This window comes from Alkalihalobacillus sp. TS-13 (assembly GCF_019720915.1).
In the GTDB taxonomy this organism is placed as follows: Bacteria; Bacillota; Bacilli; order Bacillales; family Fictibacillaceae; genus Pseudalkalibacillus.
Map to the genome: position 1 here is coordinate 2287432 of NZ_JAHKSI010000001.1, position 18198 is coordinate 2305629.

Here is an 18198-nt window from a genome sequence, read left to right on the forward strand (position 1 = left end):
TAAAGACGTAATTTATGTAAAATAGTTCAAAAAAAAAGAAACTGACCTTTTAAAGGTCAGTTCCTCGTGAATGCAATCAGTTATTGAACTGTCGGGAAACCAAATCCAGAAGCGATATCATCACCACTGCCAGCATATTGTCCGCCCAGGATGTCATTTGCTTTTGCTCGGTTTTGAAGTTCAGTTCTAAGAGCTGAATTCGATAATGATGGGTTCTCTGCCCAGATTTTCGCCGCTAAACCAGAAATGTGTGGTGTTGCCATGGAAGTTCCACTGATCGTATTATAAGCGCCATCCTTCCAAGTCGATTCGATCGCACGGCCAGGCGCTGATACTTCTACATCTCTTTCTTGGATGACATAATCTCCATCTGTATTAGGATTTCCACGAGATGAGAAATCAGCTACACGATAGGTTCCGTTTTCTTGGACATTTTCAAGTGCTGCAACTGCCACCGCGTCCGCAAGTCCACCAGGGAAACCGATCGTATCAGGATTCGGTCCGTCATTTCCTGCAGCAGCAATAACCAAAGCACCGTTATTCATTGCATACGTAACTGCATCCGAAATAAGAGCATCCTTCGAGCTTGATCCAAGTGACATGGAAATGACGACATTCACACCAAGACTATTTCCTTGGTCAGCAGCATGCTTGATTGCATTTGCGATGTCATCGGAATAACCGAACCCACTGTTTCCTAACACTTTGTATGCCCAAAGCTTGGATTCTGGAGCCACACCGTAAACACCTTGTCCATCAGCGCCACCATTTGCTAAAACAGTTCCGGCAACATGTGTCCCATGCCCGTTTTTATCATCACATTTTCCATCTAAAATCGGGGAACGGTTAGAACTGAAGTCCTTACATTGTTCTACGTTTTCAACTAGATCCACATGATCAGTATAAGTACCAGTATCCAATACGGCTACACGGACACCATCTCCACCACTTGTAGCAGTAAGGTTGGAGTCATTATACATCGCCTCCATTCCCCATGGCGTCTGATCGGAAGGTGTAGCAGTACGTGTTGCATTTTGACTTACTTTATCTAAATAGACTTTATTGACAAGTGAGACCTCAAGGTTCTTATTCTTCTTGAGTCCCTCGTATTGTTTTTCAGTCACATTCGTCGTGAATCCTTTTTCAGCAAAATCCCATCGTTTACCGTAGTTTTCTCCAGCAGATCTCAAGGCGTTCTCATTTGTGGATGAAATCAAAACTCTCAACTTTTCATTTGATTGGTTTTCTTCTTGTCCGGCCGCAAATACCCCTGACGCAAAGATTGATACCATCAAAACAGCCGTCGTCACGATTGACAATAAGCGTTTCATTATCCATCTCTCCCTTATTTTCTAATGAAAACTTCTCTCTCAACTCTGGTTGTATGTATTGATTGCAAAACTATAGTTGTTGTAAAAACTTTAATTTAAAATCATTAACAACAACTATTACCAAAAATGACACCTCCTGTCGTTTTTTTAATTTTCAATCAATAAATTAAGATTATCATACATACGGGGGTAGTTGTATTGGGAAAATAACAGTAAAAAGTGTAATAAATCCCAGTAGATTCAAGCATAATTTTCCCAACCTGTAGTACTTTGGTCGGTACACTTTCCCATGGCTTGGCTTTACCAAGTTTTCTTTAATCGAAATTTGCGACACTCCTGCGGGAAAATCGAGCCAGGCGAGACCCCACACTCTTTTAGAGGATCTTCGACTAAAATAATGAACTTCGACTAAATACCACCACGTCCTATGGTGAACGTCGAAGTCAGTACATCCTGTACAAGTACGTCCTGTGGTGAACGACGAAGCCAGCATGTCCTGTGCAAGTGAGGAGGCTGGCGGAAGTGGGTTAATACAGGGAAGTGATGTCTAGCTCAGCGACCAGTCACTTGGATCACTTCAAACTTCCAGCGGCGGCAACACATTGATTGACTTCCTTATGAGTTAGCCCACGCAGAACCAAGTCTTTGTTTGGTTCGAGCCTCCTCGTCCGTTTTCCAGTGACCTACGTGCCTAACCGGGTCGCTTCCGCTTTTCGTTTGCCCGCCGAACAGAGCCTTCCCATTAAAAAAAACGCCTTATTAAGACGTTTTTCCATAAAGACCTATCCAGTTATATATCGATTGTATAACGCTTTTGCTTTGTTAAGGTCTTTCGTTCCATGAATCAAGACCCGGTTATCTTTGAAAATGACCATCCTGGTGTCTTCAATTTCGACTTGCAGCAAGTACTCATTGCTTCGGATTTTTGAAGTCAGTTGAGACAATTTACTTTCCAGCCTATTTCGATCAATCGAAACTCCAGGTAACGGCCGGATTTGCACGGTGTCCCTTCCACATAAAACCGCTGATTTTGAACTCAACCGCTCATCTAGATAGGGATAGCTAGCTTCTGGACCACAGCTCAAGCAATGGGGATTTTTCAGACGCTCAACTTTTAACAATGTATGCTGATTATGCCATAAATCAAAATAGACAACCTTTTTTCGAAGTGCGCCAAAATCCTCGACTAATATTTTAAAAGCTTCGGAGACCTGATGAGCTGTCACCATTTGTACAGCAGGTGATATGATACCAGTCGTGTCACACGTATCACCACCTGATGGAATCTTACCTAAAAGGCAAGCCAAGCATGGTGTTTCACCCGGAACAATCGTATACGTCAACCCATGGCTTCCTGTACACGCTCCATAAATCCATGGGATCCGCCACTTCTGAGCCGCATCATTGATAAGCATCCGTGTTTCAAAATTGTCGGTGGCATCGATGATCAAATCTGCCCCCTTTATTTGTTCTTCGATTGTCGCCGCGTTCGTCTCTTCTAATCGTTCATGGATTACAACATCCCGATTGATATCAGATAGGCGTGTTTTCGCAGCAACAGATTTCGGCATTTGGTTTTCCGCATCAGCTTCTGTATATAACTGTTGCCTTTGAAGATTACTCCATTCAACGTAATCCCGATCCACAATCGTCAGTGTACCTATGCCAGCCCGGACCAGCATTTCGGCACAGCTTGTCCCAAGTGCTCCGGCACCTATCAAGACAACATGTTTCTTTCTTATTTTTTCCTGTCCCGATCGACCGATTTTTGAAAATCGTGTATGTCTTGAGTAGCGATCATCCATACTATTCATCTACCTTTTACCTAACCTATTTTCTTTCATCTTATCATACAACTTAGAAGCTATAACGAGGTTGTAACTTACAAATATGAATAAAACAATACAATTGATCAAAACTAGGAAAAGTTACATAAAAGGAGATGAAAAGACTATGAACGCAGGAAGAGCAAAACAAATATTAGAATCACCAAATGAAATCAGTGTACATTACCGCGGAAATCCAGTCTGGATCCAACAAGTTGATGAAACTGGCAATACAGCCCGCGTTTACACAAGAGAGGATCCGGACAACGAAATGACAGTGAACGTCGCTAACTTAGAGGAAGTATAAGAGAATACAAATAACCGATCCAAAGACAGAACCGTTCGATGTCCAGGATCGGTTATTATAATTAGCCTGTTTTCTAAAAGTTTGTTGCTACTTAATACGGTGTGTATTAATAAAGATGTGTTTGGGAACCTGTGAGCGGTTGAAATATACGAGACTCTTACGGGAACAGCGATCCAGGCGAGCCCCCGCAGTTTTAAAAGGATCTTCGACTAAAAACCACCACATCCTGTGGTAAACGTCGAAGCCAGCGCATCCTGTGCAAGTGAGAAGGCTTGCGGATCGCCAGTGGAAAGCGCGTATTTCTCAAGCCTAAAAAAACAACAATCTTTACAAAAAGAGCCTTTAAAAATTTCTTTTTTAGCGAAATTTGCGACACTCCAGCAGGAATTTTAATACTTGATTTTGCTTTCCACTTAACTTGAGAGGTTGTGCCGATTTGCATAGATTGCCGCTTGTGTACGGTCTGAGACGTCCAATTTACTTAAGATGTTACTGACATGGGTCTTGACTGTTTTGATTCCAATGAATAAAGTATCACCGATCTCTTGATTTGTTTTCCCATCACCGATTAAAGCCAGCACTTCAAGTTCTCTCTTCGTCAGTTCGTGATGCGGCAATGCATCTTTCGTTCTGAACCTGTTCATCATTTTTTGCGCGACTTTGGACTCGATCACTGATTCACCTGCATAGGCTTTTTTTATCGTTTCTGATATTTCATCAGCGGAAGCTGTTTTAAGTACATAACTGAACGCCCCTGCTTCAATAGCTGGAAATACCCGCTCATCATCATAAAAGCTTGTGAGAATGATGATTCTACAATCCGGAAGAATCTTGATTACTTCTTTTGTTGCATCGATTCCATTTCCATTTTCCATAATCAGGTCCATCAGCACGACATCCGGGTCTAGTCCTTTCAGTTTTTGTACAGCTTCATTACCACTTGATGCTTCACCGATGATTTCAAAGGATGGATCAGTCATCAAATACGAACTTAATCCCCTTCTTACCATTTCGTGATCATCTACCAGAAAAAGCTTAATCTGATTTTCCATCGCTATCATCCCCTTTTTCAATTGGAACTTTGACATCAATAGCAGTCCCCTGGCCTTTCGCAGATGTTATGGAGAAGATTCCGCCAATCTCATCACAACGTTCTTGCATCGTTTTTAATCCATAAGATGTCTTTTTCTTTTGCTTCAGGTCGAAGCCGACACCATTATCCCGTAGATGTATACGGATATGTTTCTGGTTGCTATCAAGTTTGATGGTGATTTTTGTTGCCTGAGAGTGTCTCAAGGCGTTCGCAAATCCTTCCTGCATCAACCTGAACAAGTGGTCTTCAATCCCACGCGACAATTCAGGGATTTCATTTATTTCCGACTGGATTTCAATCCCGGATTTTTGTTGAAGCTCTTTAACCAGGTCCCGGATTCCGCTATGCAATTTTTCACCTGAGAGATCAATTGGCCGTAGATGTAAAAGTAACGCTCTCATCTCACCCTGTGCCTTATTCGCCATCTCAACGACTTGTTCGATCTGAGTTTTAGCTCGTTCAGGATGGGTTTCAAACAACTTCAATGCAGCTGATGACATCATATTCAGAGCGAATAACTGTTGACTGACGGCATCATGCAGATCTCGCGCCAACCGTTGCCTTTCCTCGATGGTTGCCGCCGTATGTACTTTTTCAGCGTATTCAGCTTTTTCATTCGCAAGCTTTTGTAATGATTGGACTTGCTTTTGGATTTTGTCAGAAAGCTGATTGATTTCTGCAGAGATGACGCCGACTTCATCCTCTTCGCTATCACTAATACGATAGTCATAATTTCCGCGTGATAATTTGGTGATTCCTACTGAGATCTCATTTAGACGATTGATCAAACTTTGCCCTTTCCGAAAGCTGAAGTAGATTCCTAAGATGAATGAAAGGACAAACACAGCAATAGAAACCACGAGACTGATCACAATTCGATCAGCCGCGGGGTTGAAAAAATAGAGGATCTGAAATAGGAAGAAGATCAGAACAGTCGTGTAAACTGCATTCAATAAATGTGTTCTGTAAAAGAGTCTCCTGACTCCATTATGATTCTCGCTCATTCCATCCTCTCCCTAGACCCGGTTTATTTTCAAATCCAAAACTTGAAACTTGAAATCAAATGTCAGTTTCCTAGTTGCTTCATCATAACCTTCTGTTTTATACTTCGCCTCTTTCAACAAACCGTCTTTTTTATAATTGCCGATTTTGATATCCCCAACCTTAGTGTTGGATGTAACACAAAACTCGACATCCTCTGGAATCAAGATTTTAATATCACCCACCCATCCGCCTAATTGGATGGTCGTTTCTTTATCTGGGATGAAGGCCCGGGTGTAATCGAAATCAAAGTCAGCTACACCGTTCCACTCATCCATATCTTCTACATGCCAATTCTCATCCTTCATCGAAACATCTGTGACAAAGTTACTTTTCGAATGTTTCTTTTTCCCATTGACTGTAATTTTCGATCCTCTTCCCCAGAGCATCCGAATTCCGATATACACTAATAATAACGGCCATAAGTTAAGAATTTGTTCAAATCGGAACTCCATGAATCCTAAACGATCACCGACCAGCAAAACACCAATGACCGACAAAAACAGTCCCATGAACCAGCTTCCCCGACGTCCTTTTGTGAACATCGCTTCCAATAACCACTTCAAACCAAGCAACAATATTACAAAAGGATACAAGAAAACAAACGCTTCATCTATTTCCATAGTAATTAAACCCAAGTTGACAAGAAGCAACATGGATCCAATCAGCACAAAAATTACAGCTACTACAAATTGTCCTCCAGACCTCAATTTCATCTGACCACACACCTTTATCTTTTATGAAGGGTCATCCTTTAAAGTTAGACAAATGTTGCCATTCCCCTTCTTTTTCACTGTTAATATAAGAATACCTCGATTGCAAGAAAGCTAGAACAATCCAGGGAATGTATTCGCCTCCGTCTCAAGACTGAGATTTCAGAGGGTAGCGGTTTTACTGCAGTCGAAAGTATGCTCCTGTTCAATGTTGAGCTTAGTTCGGACAGGGCTTCACTTTTTACTACTTCTCCTGTCCCAATGAACGCCATAATCGAGACAAGCTCTCGCTATTTTCTCTTTCACCTGTCCCAATACACGCCTAACCGAGACAGTATCTTTCAATCTTTCTTCCACTTTCTGTCCGAACCAGACCCTTTTACAAAACAAAAATAGGATAGCCTGTAAAAGCACCACCCTTCTGGTAGTCCAATTAATCATGTGAAAACAATAATCCAAATCATGATGAAGGCTAGATTCAATCCAAGCCATGTCCATAGCCATATTTTAGAGATGATATGACGGTCTTTATTGATATATAAAAACATTCCTGGGGTCACAATCCAAGTGATAAATAGAAAAAGACTTAAGAAAAACTGTACGATTGAGGTGAAATTGAATTGATCAAATGCTGCAAGCAATAGGTAAGTCGGAACAAAAAGAATGATTGGAACAAAAACACTCCAAATCCAAGCTTTAACGCGATAAATTTCAAAATACTTTCGGTTGTTTTCAAGAAACCGTTGGATATCACTCCAGATCTGTGTGAACGATATTGTAACTTTATTCGATAATTCCATTAAATTCGCCCCCCTAAATGTTAATTAATATGTATGATCTGAAACATTTCATGACCTTTTTCACCTTTACCTTGAACTTCTGAACTATATTATTTTGTAAAATTGGTTATAATAGAGATACTAAGATAAAGAGGGTGGAAGCAATGGCATTTTTCTCAAAGAATCAACAAGAACCAATCCCTGAAGTGGAAACGAAAGTTTGGAGCTGTACAAACGATAATTGTTCTGGATGGATGAGAGATGGGTTGACGTTTGATTCTGACCCAGCTTGTCCACTCTGTAATTCACCAATGAAGTCGGAAGTGCGAATATTACCGGAACTATCATAAACCATTTACAGGAAGGAAGATCCTTTTAAAGGGTCAGCCTTCCTTTATTTTTTTGAATTTAAGGACATCCATTCAATTCCCACAAGCGATCCGCATTTTTACCGTCCTGGATTTTTTTTTGAGTTTTTAGAGGATGGATGTATATAAAAATCAAAACCGGCAAGAATGGTAGATACATAATATTCTATTGAACAATATCCAAGGAGGAATAAAAAATGAACAAACGTGATTTGATTCAACAGGTTGCTGAACAAACAGGATTATCCAAAAAACATTCAACTACAGCTGTCAATGCAGTTATTGATGCGATTACTCAAAGACTAACAAACGGAGAAAACGTTCAGCTGATCGGGTTTGGTAGTTTTGAAGTCCGTGAACGCCAAGCAAGAAAAGGACGTAATCCACAGACAGGTCAAGTCATTCAAATTCCTGCAACACGTACTCCAGCATTCAAGCCTGGTAAACAGCTGAAAGAAGCAGTAAGAGCATAGCTTATCAGAAGAAAAAATAAGGGACTATACCGACTAGGTTAGTCCCTTTTGCTTTTTCTACCGCATGACACTTCCACCAGAAATTTTAACCGATTCTCCGATAATGTTGGGAGCTGCATCGGTAAGCAAGTATGCAATCGTATTGGCAACCTCCTCTGGCTGGGTCAAATTCCCTGACGGATATTCATTTTCGATATTTTTCAATTGTTCCTCAAAAGTGATTCCGTTACGCACTGCCCTCTTTTCGATTGCTTTTATGCCCATTGGCGTATTTACATAACCTGGACAAACGGCATTGACTCTTACTCCGTTTTCGATCGCCTCCAACGCGAAAGAATGCGTGAATCCAATCAGTGCGAATTTAGAACCAGCGTATGCCGTATTCCCATAGGTTCCTCTTAAGCCTGATAACGACGAAACATTGATGATGGCGCCACGTTTATGCTGTTTCATACTTTGATAGACGAATTTTGTCAACATGACTGCTGACGTGTAATTCAGGTCCATGATGAATTCCAACTCTTCCTTCGACGTGTCATCAACAATTCCGCCACCAGCTATTCCTGCACAATTCACCAATGCATACACTGGACCAAGCTTTTCAATCGCCTTATCTACAAGATGCTTTTGTTCATTTTCACTCGTCAAGTCGGCTATATGTAGATTAATATTGTCCAGTGGTGTATATTCTGTAAGTTCTTGTTTCAACAGGTCCAACTTCTTTTCATCTCTTGCGGTGATTGTCACTTTTCCACCCATCTTCACCACAGCTTTGGCTGTTTCGCTCCCAATCCCTCCACTAGCACCAGTTACAATAACATGTCGATTTTCCAGTGCATCAATTGCAAAAACATTCATCGCCGCCGCTCCTTTACCTTTTAAGAAACTTAAAAATCCAAATTTTTAATCATGGATTGGACCGACACATTCAAAAGACACAGCTCAGTGGTGTGAAAATAGCCGATCCCTTATTGATGAGTCGATCCCCGTTGAATCCATAATCTGCTGGTATCTATAAACAATAACAATTTACCCTCAGTTTGATGGATATAAACCAATGATGATTCATTTACCGAAAAAATGTTTATGTTTATTCAATTCGTGTTGACATTTCTAATTATAGTGTTCGTCTTCCAGTACTGTTTTAAGAACTTTTCACAAGGCTTTTTTGAAAGGTTGTTTTTTAAAAAGTTGGTTGTTAATGGAAGGTTGTAAAGGAAGGTGGTGAAAGCTTATGGCAGTGGAAATATTATATAAAACAGTCTTACACTGAAGCTGTATGTTTTCATGAATTGTGATTTCCCGAAATTCAACTTAACTTTTAGGTTCTAACGACTTTGGTTGATTTCCAGTGAAATTCTCGACAACCCTAAGGGACTAACGAGCCAGCCGAGACCCCCATCTTTTAAAGGATCTGCGGATTTAGAGCAAATGCAATGGAAGTGATGTCTAGCTCAGCGACCAGTCACTTGGATCACTTCAAACTTCCTGTGGCGGTCGACACATTGATTGACATCCTTATGAGTGAGCCCACGCAGAACCAAGCCTTTGTTTGGTTCGAGCCTCCTCGTCAGTTTTCTAGTGACCTTCGTAACTAAACGGGTCGCTTCTGCTTTTCTCAAGCCCGCGGAAAGGGAGTGCTAATTTTTTAAAACAAAAAAAGAGTGCAAGCTACGAGAGCTTGCACCAAAAAAGGTATGGGCGGTGTCAGAGTTTTAAGGGGATTGTCTACTTTAGTATAACACGGTGCTAAAGTGTTTGTTATTGGGAAAACAATTGAAAATCACCTAGAAAAATTGATGTTTCTCAACAAAAATTTTCCCAACTTTCCTACCCTCAAAAAACAACGTGAGAATATCTCGATTTATACTCATTTTGTATTAGTAACAGGAAACTTGACTGCTAACTCGCTAATCTGTCTTTATTTTCCTTTTTTAGTTTCTTGATATCAAAACGAATAAGGATCGACACGAGAAGTGCCACTAAAAATGCTCCAGCAAAAATATAAAGGGTCAGTGTATAGCTATTCGTCACTTCACGCAGCCAAGAAACAATAACGGGTCCTGCTAATCCAGCTGCAGCCCAGGCAGTTAGAATATATCCATGGATCGCCCCAAGCTGTTTGGTTCCAAACAAATCTCCAATATAAGCTGGGATAGAAGCAAAACCTCCGCCATAACACGTCAATATCATAAATATTGAAATCTGGAATAATAAGGCTGCCGTTGTCACTGGTAATAGTAGAAATAGAACAATCTGAATCAGGAAGAATGTTGTGTATACGTTCGGCCGGCCGATGTAATCGGATAAAGAAGCCCAGCCAATCCGACCCAAACCGTTGAAAAGACCCATGATTCCGACCATCGTAGCTGCAGCTGCCGCACTTAAACCGGCAATTTCCTGGGCCATCGGCGATGCAACAGATATTATTGCAATCCCGCATGTAACATTGATAAATAACATCAGCCATAAAAACCAAAACCGTCTTGTTTTAAGAGATTCATTCGCAGTAAGCTGTGAAAGGTCCTGTGTCTTATTTTTACGTTTTTCCATCGTTTGCTCATAACCTTCAGGCTTCCACCCTTCTGGAGGTGGTGCTAGATACGAGGATGACAAGAGCATGATTGCTAAATACACGATACCTAGCGTATAAAAAGTTCCTGCTATACCTACGAGATGGATTAATGAATTGATCACCGGACTGGCAATTAATGAAGCAAATCCAAAGCCCATGATCGCAAGTCCTGTCGCAAGACCTCTCCTGTCTGGAAACCATTTCACTAATGTAGATACAGGTGCGATATATCCAATTCCTAGTCCGATTCCACCAAATACACCGTATCCAATATAAAGGAGAATAAGAGATTCAAAATTGATCGCGAGTCCTGATCCCATAAGTCCGAATCCAAAAAAGAACGCTGAGATGATACCTGATTTCCTCGGACCATGCTTTTCTACAAAATGTCCCATGAACGCTGCTGCAAGGCCAAGGAACAGAATCGCAATACTGAACGTCCAGGAAACTCTGCTCAAACTCCAGTCGAATTGATTCATCAATGGCTTCGTAAAAACACTCCAGGAGTACACCGATCCGATTGACAAATGAATTCCCACACCACTCAAAGCAATCAACCAACGATTTTTCACCTTATTCGACACATTATCTCCCCTCACATTTTAAAATTTGTGAAGCAGCTCTTGCTGGTGAAAATTTCTGCGATGATTTTTTGAAATAATATCATGTAAGCGTATTCATAACAAATTTTTTGATTTTCGAAAGGAAATTGCACAAAAAAAGAGTGCAAGCAACGCATGCTTGCACCAAAAAAGGTATGGGCGGTGTCAGAGTATTAAGGGGATTGTCTACTTAAGTATAACACGGGATTCTCTAATCCGTTATTGGGAAAATTCCGCTTTTTTCACTTCAAAAATTGATTGAATATGAGAAGAGTTTTCCCAATATAGTCATTTTTCAGCCCCATGTCTCAAACACCTTAACCACATAAAACATGGAAATGAGATATAATGGAGAAAGAAACCGATGAACAATGGAACGAGGGATACGATGGAAGAGATCATGACAACTAGACGCAAAATCAAATCCTACCAGGATGGAAAAGTGACAGAAAAAGAAGATGTGGTCGCTACAGAATATCCGCTTACCATTAGGGTGAATGGCAATGAGTTTGCTACAATGGTATGTACACCCATTCACCTTGAAGAAATGGTGATTGGTTTTCTTGCATCAGAAGGAATCATCCGTATTTTTGAACGTGATGTTACTTCGATCTCTCTGGATGAAGATAAAGGATTTGCCTATATTGAAACCACAGCAGAAATTACTCCTTCGATTCACGATCATACGAAACGATTCATCGGCTCATGTTGCGGTAAAAGCAGACAATCCTTTTACTTCCAAAATGATGTAAGAACCGCAAAATCATCGATGTCAAAAGAAAAGATTACGTTTAAGCAATGCATCAACCTGATGAACGCGCTTCAATCATCAAGCGGTACATTTCACGAAACAGGGGGAGTCCACAATGCTGCCTTATGTACGCAAGAGGGAATCATCGTTTCACGTACAGATATCGGCAGACACAATGCCCTTGATAAACTTTACGGACATTGCTTAATGAACAAGATCAAAGTACAAGATAAAATCCTTGTTTTCAGTGGACGGATTTCTTCTGAAATTCTTATGAAGGCTGCAAAGATCGGAGTTGGCATTTTACTCTCAAAATCCGCACCTACTGAACTTGCTCTCCAAGCTGCTGAAGACTTGAATATAACAACGGCTGGCTTTATTAGAGGAACTAAGATGAATGTATATACACACCCAGAACGGGTTGTATGAATTTCCAACGAATTTCCAATCCATCAAGGAGGTGACATCCCTCTATGAACGTTTGGGACCAACTTCAACGTCCACTTCGTGATTTACGGATTTCTGTTACTGACCGTTGCAACTTCAGGTGTCATTACTGTATGCCTGCTGACATATTCGGTCCTGATTACGTATTTTTAAAAAAGAATATGCTATTGAGTTTTGAAGAGATTACGAGATTAGCTCAACTATTCCAGGACACTTCTGGGATCAAAAAGATACGTATTACAGGCGGCGAACCCTTAATGAGGAGAGATTTGCCAAGTTTGATCGAGATGCTCGCTTCAATTGATGATATTGAAGACATCGCAATGACGACCAATGGTTCTCTTTTGCCGAAGTATGCGCAACGATTGAAAGCTGCAGGTCTGAATCGTGTAACAATTAGTCTGGACACACTGGATGACGAACGTTTCAAGAAAATCAATGGACGCGATGTTTCAGTGGATACGGTTTTAAAAGGTGTTGACGCAGCTAGAGAAGCAGGTCTAGGAATCAAGATGAATATGGTCGTCCAAAAAGGAGTCAATGACCAGGATATAGTGCCGATGGCCAAGTATTTCCGTGAACAAGGCATCATCATCCGGTTTATCGAGTATATGGATGTCGGCAATTCGAATGGCTGGAAGATGGATGACGTCTTTTCAAAAAGCGCGATCATAGAACGGATCAATAAAGAAATGCCACTTGACGCTATCAAACCCAATTATAAAGGTGAGGTAGCGACGAGGTACCGATACAAAGGATCCGATGACGAGATCGGTATCATCTCCTCAGTCACAGATGCTTTCTGTTCATCGTGCAACCGGGCTAGACTTTCTGCAGAAGGAAAACTCTTCACCTGTCTTTTCTCATCGAAAGGACATGACTTGCGCGGCCCTATGCGAAACGGGGCTACTGATGATGAAATGAAGGAAATCATCAAAGGGATATGGACAAATCGGAAAGACCGCTATTCCGAGGAGAGAACGGCACACACGAAAAGAAAATCTAAAGTGGAAATGTCCCATATCGGAGGATGACTGCATCAGCAGTCATCTTTTTGGGCTCTTTTAAATGTTCGCCCGATGAATGGAGAGATTTACGTGGAAATCACCAATATTGAATAAAAGGACGCTATAAAGTAAAAAACTGGCCATAAAGGCCAGTTTCACGTAGTGTTTTTATACCGCTTTCGTATTAAATTTAACGTCAATATTACCTCGGGTCGCTTTTGAATAAGGACAAAAATCATGTGCCTTCTTCACCAAGTCTTCTGCATCTTCTTGACTAACGCCATTCACTTCAACATTCAGGGTGACACCAATCTTAAAACCGTTGTCACTTGAATCCTTCATAAAACTGACATCTGCAGTCACAGTCGAGTCGATTTCTTTTTTCTCTCTAGAAGCCATTAAATTTAGAGCGCCATCAAAACATGCTGAATATCCAGCTGCGAATAACTCTTCAGGGTTTGTCCCTTCCTTATCCGTATCATCTGTGGGCATAACAAGGTCATGGTCGATTTGCCCGGTATCTGATTTGACATGTCCTTTTCTTCCACCTTTTGCTGTTGCATGTGATGTAAACAATACGTCACTCATCTTGATCTCCTCCTTTTAAAAATTTACTATTGATTTTTACACTTGAAGAAAGGTTCTTAAGCGAAAAATTACTTGTGAATTTCATAGAAAGCAATAACGCTATACAATTATCTTTCCTGCAAATCTACTTTTTAAAACACTTTTCTAGGAGTAGTCAGCTGATCTGTCATACTGTGCCTTGAAATACATACGGGATGGAATTTTCCAGAAGACGCTCAATTCCATTTGGATGATAGGACATCCATTCATTAGCTGACCGGATATCCATCCATTTTACACCGGTAATAGTCTCTGTATCTTGAATCGAAATCTCACCCTCGATGATTCTTGCTTTAAATGTGAAGAATACAGCATGATGGCCATTTTCTGTCATGAAAGCTTCATTAACTGCTACAAGATTCTCCACTTCGATTGTAAATCCCGTCTCTTCCCATGCTTCCCGAACTGCAGCCTTTTCCAAAGTTTCACCATCTTCTACTGCACCCCCAGGCAACGTCCAATTGTCATACTTCGTGTTATGTACCATCAATACTTTTTTCTTCTGTTCATCAAATATGAGTGAATAAGCTACATCTACTCGTTCCACTATACCTTGTCCCTTCCTAATTAGATAATCTCCAATAGATAGTTTTAAAGAAAACTTGGGAAAGCCAAGCCTTCGGCATGGCTGAGCCTTAGTTGTACTTATATTGAAGAAAGTATTTTTATACTTTCTTTAAATGCAATAAAAATTTCTTGTTCCTTTACGTTCCAAAAAAAATACTAGCGTTCGTTCACTTCCATAGCAGCCCTTATCCCGGACTCAATAGCGCCCTGGATCCAGCCATGAGGTACACTTGTATGCGCTCCAGCAAAATGCAAACGCCCTTCAGGTGAACCTAGATGAGGAAACAGCTCACTTTCCTGATTCGGCTTGAACATTGTATAGGCCCCTGCTGCAAAAGGGTCAGTAGCCCAGCTGTATACAGCTCCAGCAATATATTCATGATGTATGGCATCTCCAAATATTCTGGCAAGGTTTTTCAACGTGTAATGGATCCGTTTCTCTTCAGGCATCGCCACCCAAACCATCGCATCGTCCTCCCAAGTATAACTGCCAAGTAAAACTCCAGCCTCCGATCTAAATCCGTGACTCGGAAAATAAGCGTTTCGTATCGGTAAATCTGTGACCAATTGACCTCCGAAATGACCTGCATTTTCCCAAAAACGATGCTTGAACTGTAGTCCGATTTTAGTTGAAGGTACAGAGTGGAGTTCTCTGATTGCACGCCTTTTATAATGGGACAGGCTTTTATGCGGTGCAAATTCCACAAACTGTAATACTGGATAAGGCAGTGTAAGAATTGCTAGATCACTCGAATAGCTATGATGCTCCAACGTTTTGGTATGGAACGTATGGATTGTAACCTTGGATTGATCTTGTACTACCTTAGTCACCTTTTGTGAAAAGCGCAAATTCGGCTTAAGATCTGGCACAAAAGCCTGCGGCAAAAGATCATTACCACCTGTTATTTCGTAAAAGGATAGATTTTCATCAAAAAGAACCATATATTCCCGTAATATTTCCAAAAGAGAAAGCTCCGGAAGCCCCTCTACGCCAGAAAAGACATAAATTTTTTCGATGGCACCTGGTGAAAGAGAATCACCAATCGGATTATACCTTAAAAAGTTCGACAAAGAATACTTTTCAAATTCACGAATGACATAGGGCCAATTGTTCATTGGATCTTGTTGGATGAATGTAATCAGCGGATGAAGGGCTTTTTTGATTAATTGGAGAGCTGTTTTCCCCCGTTCATCCGGTGCGACGGGATAACCTAATGAATCAGGATTGGCATTATAAAAAGCCGAATTCGTCTTTATTCCATTGACGTAGACAAGATCATTAGGGGTCGAATTGATAAAACGATTCATCTTAAGTTTGAACTTTCTGATGTATCCAAGGGTCAAGTAATGGTTCATCGGAATTCTCATCGCTCCAGCTTCACAATACTGATCATTCATAAAAGGATGGCGCATCGTAAAGACTCGGCCCCCTACCCGCTCTCTGGCTTCCAGGACAGTGACATTATGGCCAGCTTGTTTCAAAAGTGATGCTGCAACTAACCCAGACATGCCAGCACCAACGACAGTTACTTTTTTAGGGTTCTCTGTTTTTTGGAGACCTGTGTCAATTGCAGCTTGCAATACATCGGGTGTCAGATGCGGGTAAAGGTAATTGACCATTTCCATCCCCCTTAATCTTAAAGGAAATAAATGTAAATGATTCATTTTATGTATACCTTTTCAACATTATCCCGCTATATTGAAGATGCAGTCGGATAGTCATGGCTTTCAATATTAGAACAAGAAATTAGAAGCGTTATAGTTTTATTATAAAAATTACTGCATGCAAAATGGAGCTGTTCAGTTGGAACAGTCCCGTTAAGAATATAGCTATTTGATTTTAATTTTGAAGCGGTCTTGGATGCGATTCGGATAATCGATGATTTTGAGTACAATCTCTTTGGTGTTTTCGGGATTGTACACTGTGTAATAGTTTTGCATAATAAGTGGATTTTCATCTGAACGAGAATACCCATTTTGAGCCCTTTCCCCGTTTTGGTCAAGGTTGACAGGTAAGCTATCAAAAATTTCATAGTGATGATCTTTATCTTGTTTTCCCATCCTTATCGCAAAATCAAACTGAACATCCACACCTTCACGATTGATTTGATCCAATTGGATCCTCCTATCGCTTGGCGTTTTGGTCAGCTTTTCATCCTGAAGATCGACAACAACTTCTTGTTCATCCTTATCAATTGCCCTGATTGAACTGCCGGACAAATAAAGCTCCTCAGGCTTCCGGAAATAGTTGCTCTGAAAGTATAGCGTAAAGTCGTCATCTTCGCCCGAACTGATTATACCATTCTGAATCGGCTCCCACACTTGGCCCGTGTCATCCATCAGCTTCAAATCATCAAACCTGAAGAGTTGCATCTCATTTGTTTCATCATATTTGATGTGAAGTGCAATCAGCGTAGGATCGATTACAGCTTTTTCGAAATGGATTTTCTGTTTTTCCATCTCAACCGTTTCCATAATCTCAATGGTTTCTCGTGTATCCGCATACCATTCTTCCTTGATTGGAATCTCGATATTCCATTCCGAATCCAGTGTCCTGGCTTCAGTATGGATAGCGGAAGGAGAATCTGCATCTTGTAAAATTACCTTCAACTGGACTACTTCTGGTACTTGAACATCCTCTGCAAATGTCGCAACAATTTTTCCATTCATTTTCTTATTTTCCTGTAGATTTTCGCTTTCAAGCGGATCTCCGTACGCAAAACCTGCTTGTATTTCTTCTCCATTCCCGTCCAGCAGTTTGATACGGTGCAATCGCAAATATTCATGATCCCCAGCGGTTTCAGCAGAATAGAAAATAATCATCCTTGCTTGATCAACGATGATTCGATCCACAGATAGAGTGACTCCTTCATGTGTGTCTTTTTTATTCACCTCATGAATGAAATCATTTGAAACTGCATCTTCCAAGCCCTTGTCTCCCTGGATCATCTTGACGATCACTTGCATTCCGGGTAATGTCTTGATTGTATCGGCAAACGCTGGTGAGATGCGCACGCTGGTAATGAACAACAGTATCAGTGCCATTGAAGTTGCGAGGCTGACAATCGATCTTCTCTGGATCCGTTTATATCGTTTTCCTTTCTGAATTCCGTTTTGAATGTATTGGTCAATCGACTCAGGTGTACGTATTTGTTTATCGTCCATCAGCAGCACCTTCTCTCTCCAACTGCATGCGTAATTGTTTTAGTGCTTTATAAACCCATGTCTTTATCGTACTTTCTGGTCTATCTAAAATTTGAGCAATCTCTTTTGTAGTGAATCCTTGATAATACTTTAGAAAAATCACCTTCTGAAGATTTTTCTTCAAGTTCAGGACCTTTTCTTTTAGCACTATACGCTCATTGAGATCAAATTCGTCAGAAAGTCCTTCTTCGTTTTCTATCAACCACTCGTCATGGATCATCCGTTTCTTTTTCCGAACCTCATTCAGGCAATAGTTTGTCAGAATCCTCAGCAGCCACGCTTTTGCTAAGGAAGGATCTTTAAGTTTCCCTATGGAACGGTATGCTTTGAAGGTCGTTTCCTGAATGGCTTCAAGCGCATCATGTTCATTATGTAAATATCTATAGGCGACATGATAGAGCAGTTTTTTATGAGTATGTATGATTTCTGTAAAAGCGTCTTCGTCGCCGCGCTGCGCTCTTTTTACAAGTTCCTCCCCCATGATTTC

At 40.8% G+C, this 18198-nt stretch carries 19 protein-coding genes; 5 read left to right on the top strand and 14 right to left on the bottom strand.

Annotated elements, in window-relative coordinates; all coding sequences use genetic code 11:
- Positions 1-80: 80 nt before the first annotated feature.
- Together KOL94_RS11220 and KOL94_RS11225 are read right to left on the bottom strand one after the other, a co-directional pair.
- Positions 81-1331 (bottom strand): S8 family peptidase, encoded by a 1251-nt coding sequence (locus KOL94_RS11220; RefSeq protein ID WP_221566512.1) that lies wholly within the window; start codon positions 1329-1331, stop codon positions 81-83.
- Between the two features lie 782 nt (positions 1332-2113).
- Entirely contained in the window at positions 2114-3136 is a 1023-nt protein-coding gene (locus tag KOL94_RS11225) for a ThiF family adenylyltransferase (protein ID WP_221567678.1), read from the bottom strand.
- Positions 3137-3284: 148 nt separating this feature from the next.
- Between KOL94_RS11225 and KOL94_RS11230 the strand changes: the two genes are divergently transcribed.
- Entirely contained in the window at positions 3285-3464 is a 180-nt protein-coding gene (locus tag KOL94_RS11230; protein ID WP_221566513.1) for an H-type small acid-soluble spore protein, read from the top strand.
- A 193-nt stretch (positions 3465-3657) separates the two neighbouring features.
- Here the strand turns inward: KOL94_RS11230 and KOL94_RS11235 are convergent, their stop codons facing one another.
- From KOL94_RS11235 to KOL94_RS11255, 5 genes are all read right to left on the bottom strand, one after another.
- Positions 3658-3906, bottom strand: a complete 249-nt coding sequence (locus KOL94_RS11235) for a hypothetical protein (protein ID WP_221566514.1) — start codon at positions 3904-3906, stop codon at positions 3658-3660.
- Entirely contained in the window at positions 3878-4516 is a 639-nt protein-coding gene (locus KOL94_RS11240; protein ID WP_221566515.1) for a response regulator transcription factor, read from the bottom strand. The genes KOL94_RS11235 and KOL94_RS11240 overlap by 29 nt, the downstream gene beginning before the upstream one ends.
- Positions 4500-5561, bottom strand: a complete 1062-nt coding sequence (locus KOL94_RS11245) for a sensor histidine kinase (protein WP_221566516.1) — start codon at positions 5559-5561, stop codon at positions 4500-4502. The genes KOL94_RS11240 and KOL94_RS11245 overlap by 17 nt, the downstream gene beginning before the upstream one ends.
- Before the next feature lie 12 nt (positions 5562-5573).
- Positions 5574-6314: a cell wall-active antibiotics response protein LiaF gene (gene liaF / locus KOL94_RS11250; RefSeq protein WP_221566517.1), complete on the bottom strand. Its 741-nt coding sequence runs from the start codon at positions 6312-6314 to the stop codon at positions 5574-5576.
- A 434-nt stretch (positions 6315-6748) separates the two neighbouring features.
- The gene (locus KOL94_RS11255; protein ID WP_221566518.1) at positions 6749-7111 is read right to left on the bottom strand and encodes a hypothetical protein; all 363 of its coding nucleotides are present in this window, start codon (positions 7109-7111) and stop codon (positions 6749-6751) included.
- A gap of 143 nt (positions 7112-7254) precedes the next feature.
- On the opposite strand from KOL94_RS11255, the gene KOL94_RS11260 reads away from it, so the two are divergent.
- Positions 7255-7440 (top strand): cold-shock protein, encoded by a 186-nt coding sequence (locus KOL94_RS11260; RefSeq protein WP_221566519.1) that lies wholly within the window; start codon positions 7255-7257, stop codon positions 7438-7440.
- Between the two features lie 215 nt (positions 7441-7655).
- Entirely contained in the window at positions 7656-7931 is a 276-nt protein-coding gene (locus KOL94_RS11265; RefSeq protein ID WP_221566520.1) for an HU family DNA-binding protein, read from the top strand.
- A 57-nt stretch (positions 7932-7988) separates the two neighbouring features.
- Here KOL94_RS11265 and KOL94_RS11270 read toward each other — a convergent pair whose 3' ends face one another.
- Together KOL94_RS11270 and KOL94_RS11275 are read right to left on the bottom strand one after the other, a co-directional pair.
- Complete coding sequence (locus KOL94_RS11270) at positions 7989-8789, bottom strand: SDR family NAD(P)-dependent oxidoreductase (protein WP_221566521.1); 801 nt, start codon at positions 8787-8789, stop codon at positions 7989-7991.
- Between the two features lie 1044 nt (positions 8790-9833).
- Positions 9834-11090: an L-lactate MFS transporter gene (locus KOL94_RS11275; RefSeq protein WP_221566522.1), complete on the bottom strand. Its 1257-nt coding sequence runs from the start codon at positions 11088-11090 to the stop codon at positions 9834-9836.
- 406 nt (positions 11091-11496) lie between these two features.
- Here KOL94_RS11275 and fdhD point away from each other — a divergent pair, with 406 nt between their 5' ends.
- Positions 11497-12288 carry a formate dehydrogenase accessory sulfurtransferase FdhD gene (fdhD, locus tag KOL94_RS11280; RefSeq protein WP_221567680.1) on the top strand — a complete coding sequence of 264 codons (792 nt, stop codon included), beginning with the start codon at positions 11497-11499 and terminating at the stop codon, positions 12286-12288.
- Between the two features lie 44 nt (positions 12289-12332).
- On the top strand, positions 12333-13340 hold the full coding sequence (moaA, locus tag KOL94_RS11285; RefSeq protein WP_221566523.1) for a GTP 3',8-cyclase MoaA: 1008 nt from the start codon (positions 12333-12335) through the stop codon (positions 13338-13340).
- 141 nt (positions 13341-13481) lie between these two features.
- Here the strand turns inward: moaA and KOL94_RS11290 are convergent, their stop codons facing one another.
- The 5 genes from KOL94_RS11290 to KOL94_RS11310 form a co-directional block, all read right to left on the bottom strand.
- Positions 13482-13901 carry an organic hydroperoxide resistance protein gene (locus KOL94_RS11290; RefSeq protein ID WP_221566524.1) on the bottom strand — a complete coding sequence of 140 codons (420 nt, stop codon included), beginning with the start codon at positions 13899-13901 and terminating at the stop codon, positions 13482-13484.
- Positions 13902-14067: 166 nt separating this feature from the next.
- Complete coding sequence (locus KOL94_RS11295) at positions 14068-14487, bottom strand: NUDIX hydrolase (protein WP_221566525.1); 420 nt, start codon at positions 14485-14487, stop codon at positions 14068-14070.
- 176 nt (positions 14488-14663) lie between these two features.
- Positions 14664-16127 carry a flavin monoamine oxidase family protein gene (locus KOL94_RS11300; RefSeq protein ID WP_221566526.1) on the bottom strand — a complete coding sequence of 488 codons (1464 nt, stop codon included), beginning with the start codon at positions 16125-16127 and terminating at the stop codon, positions 14664-14666.
- A 210-nt stretch (positions 16128-16337) separates the two neighbouring features.
- The gene (locus KOL94_RS11305) at positions 16338-17672 is read right to left on the bottom strand and encodes a DUF4179 domain-containing protein (RefSeq protein WP_221566527.1); all 1335 of its coding nucleotides are present in this window, start codon (positions 17670-17672) and stop codon (positions 16338-16340) included.
- The gene (locus tag KOL94_RS11310) at positions 17662-18192 is read right to left on the bottom strand and encodes a sigma-70 family RNA polymerase sigma factor (protein ID WP_221566528.1); all 531 of its coding nucleotides are present in this window, start codon (positions 18190-18192) and stop codon (positions 17662-17664) included. Before KOL94_RS11310 ends, KOL94_RS11305 begins: the two co-directional genes overlap by 11 nt.
- Positions 18193-18198: the final 6 nt, after the last annotated feature.

Bases quoted from the DNA above. Each gene is read 5' to 3' on its own strand.
- KOL94_RS11260 (WP_221566519.1), top strand. From the start codon at position 7,255: ATGGCATTTTTCTCAAAGAATCAACAAGAACCAATCCCTGAAGTGGAA.
- KOL94_RS11265 (WP_221566520.1), top strand. From the start codon at position 7,656: ATGAACAAACGTGATTTGATTCAACAGGTTGCTGAACAAACAGGATTA.
- KOL94_RS11230 (WP_221566513.1), top strand. From the start codon at position 3,285: ATGAACGCAGGAAGAGCAAAACAAATATTAGAATCACCAAATGAAATC.
- KOL94_RS11305 (WP_221566527.1), bottom strand. From the start codon at position 17,672: ATGGACGATAAACAAATACGTACACCTGAGTCGATTGACCAATACATT.
- KOL94_RS11220 (WP_221566512.1), bottom strand. From the start codon at position 1,331: ATGAAACGCTTATTGTCAATCGTGACGACGGCTGTTTTGATGGTATCA.
- KOL94_RS11225 (WP_221567678.1), bottom strand. From the start codon at position 3,136: ATGGATGATCGCTACTCAAGACATACACGATTTTCAAAAATCGGTCGA.
- liaF (WP_221566517.1), bottom strand. From the start codon at position 6,314: ATGAAATTGAGGTCTGGAGGACAATTTGTAGTAGCTGTAATTTTTGTG.
- fdhD (WP_221567680.1), top strand. From the start codon at position 11,497: ATGGAAGAGATCATGACAACTAGACGCAAAATCAAATCCTACCAGGAT.
- KOL94_RS11240 (WP_221566515.1), bottom strand. From the start codon at position 4,516: ATGGAAAATCAGATTAAGCTTTTTCTGGTAGATGATCACGAAATGGTA.
- moaA (WP_221566523.1), top strand. From the start codon at position 12,333: ATGAACGTTTGGGACCAACTTCAACGTCCACTTCGTGATTTACGGATT.
- KOL94_RS11290 (WP_221566524.1), bottom strand. From the start codon at position 13,901: ATGAGTGACGTATTGTTTACATCACATGCAACAGCAAAAGGTGGAAGA.
- KOL94_RS11245 (WP_221566516.1), bottom strand. From the start codon at position 5,561: ATGAGCGAGAATCATAATGGAGTCAGGAGACTCTTTTACAGAACACAT.
- KOL94_RS11235 (WP_221566514.1), bottom strand. From the start codon at position 3,906: ATGCAAATCGGCACAACCTCTCAAGTTAAGTGGAAAGCAAAATCAAGT.
- KOL94_RS11270 (WP_221566521.1), bottom strand. From the start codon at position 8,789: ATGAATGTTTTTGCAATTGATGCACTGGAAAATCGACATGTTATTGTA.
- KOL94_RS11255 (WP_221566518.1), bottom strand. From the start codon at position 7,111: ATGGAATTATCGAATAAAGTTACAATATCGTTCACACAGATCTGGAGT.
- KOL94_RS11310 (WP_221566528.1), bottom strand. From the start codon at position 18,192: ATGGGGGAGGAACTTGTAAAAAGAGCGCAGCGCGGCGACGAAGACGCT.
- KOL94_RS11300 (WP_221566526.1), bottom strand. From the start codon at position 16,127: ATGGTCAATTACCTTTACCCGCATCTGACACCCGATGTATTGCAAGCT.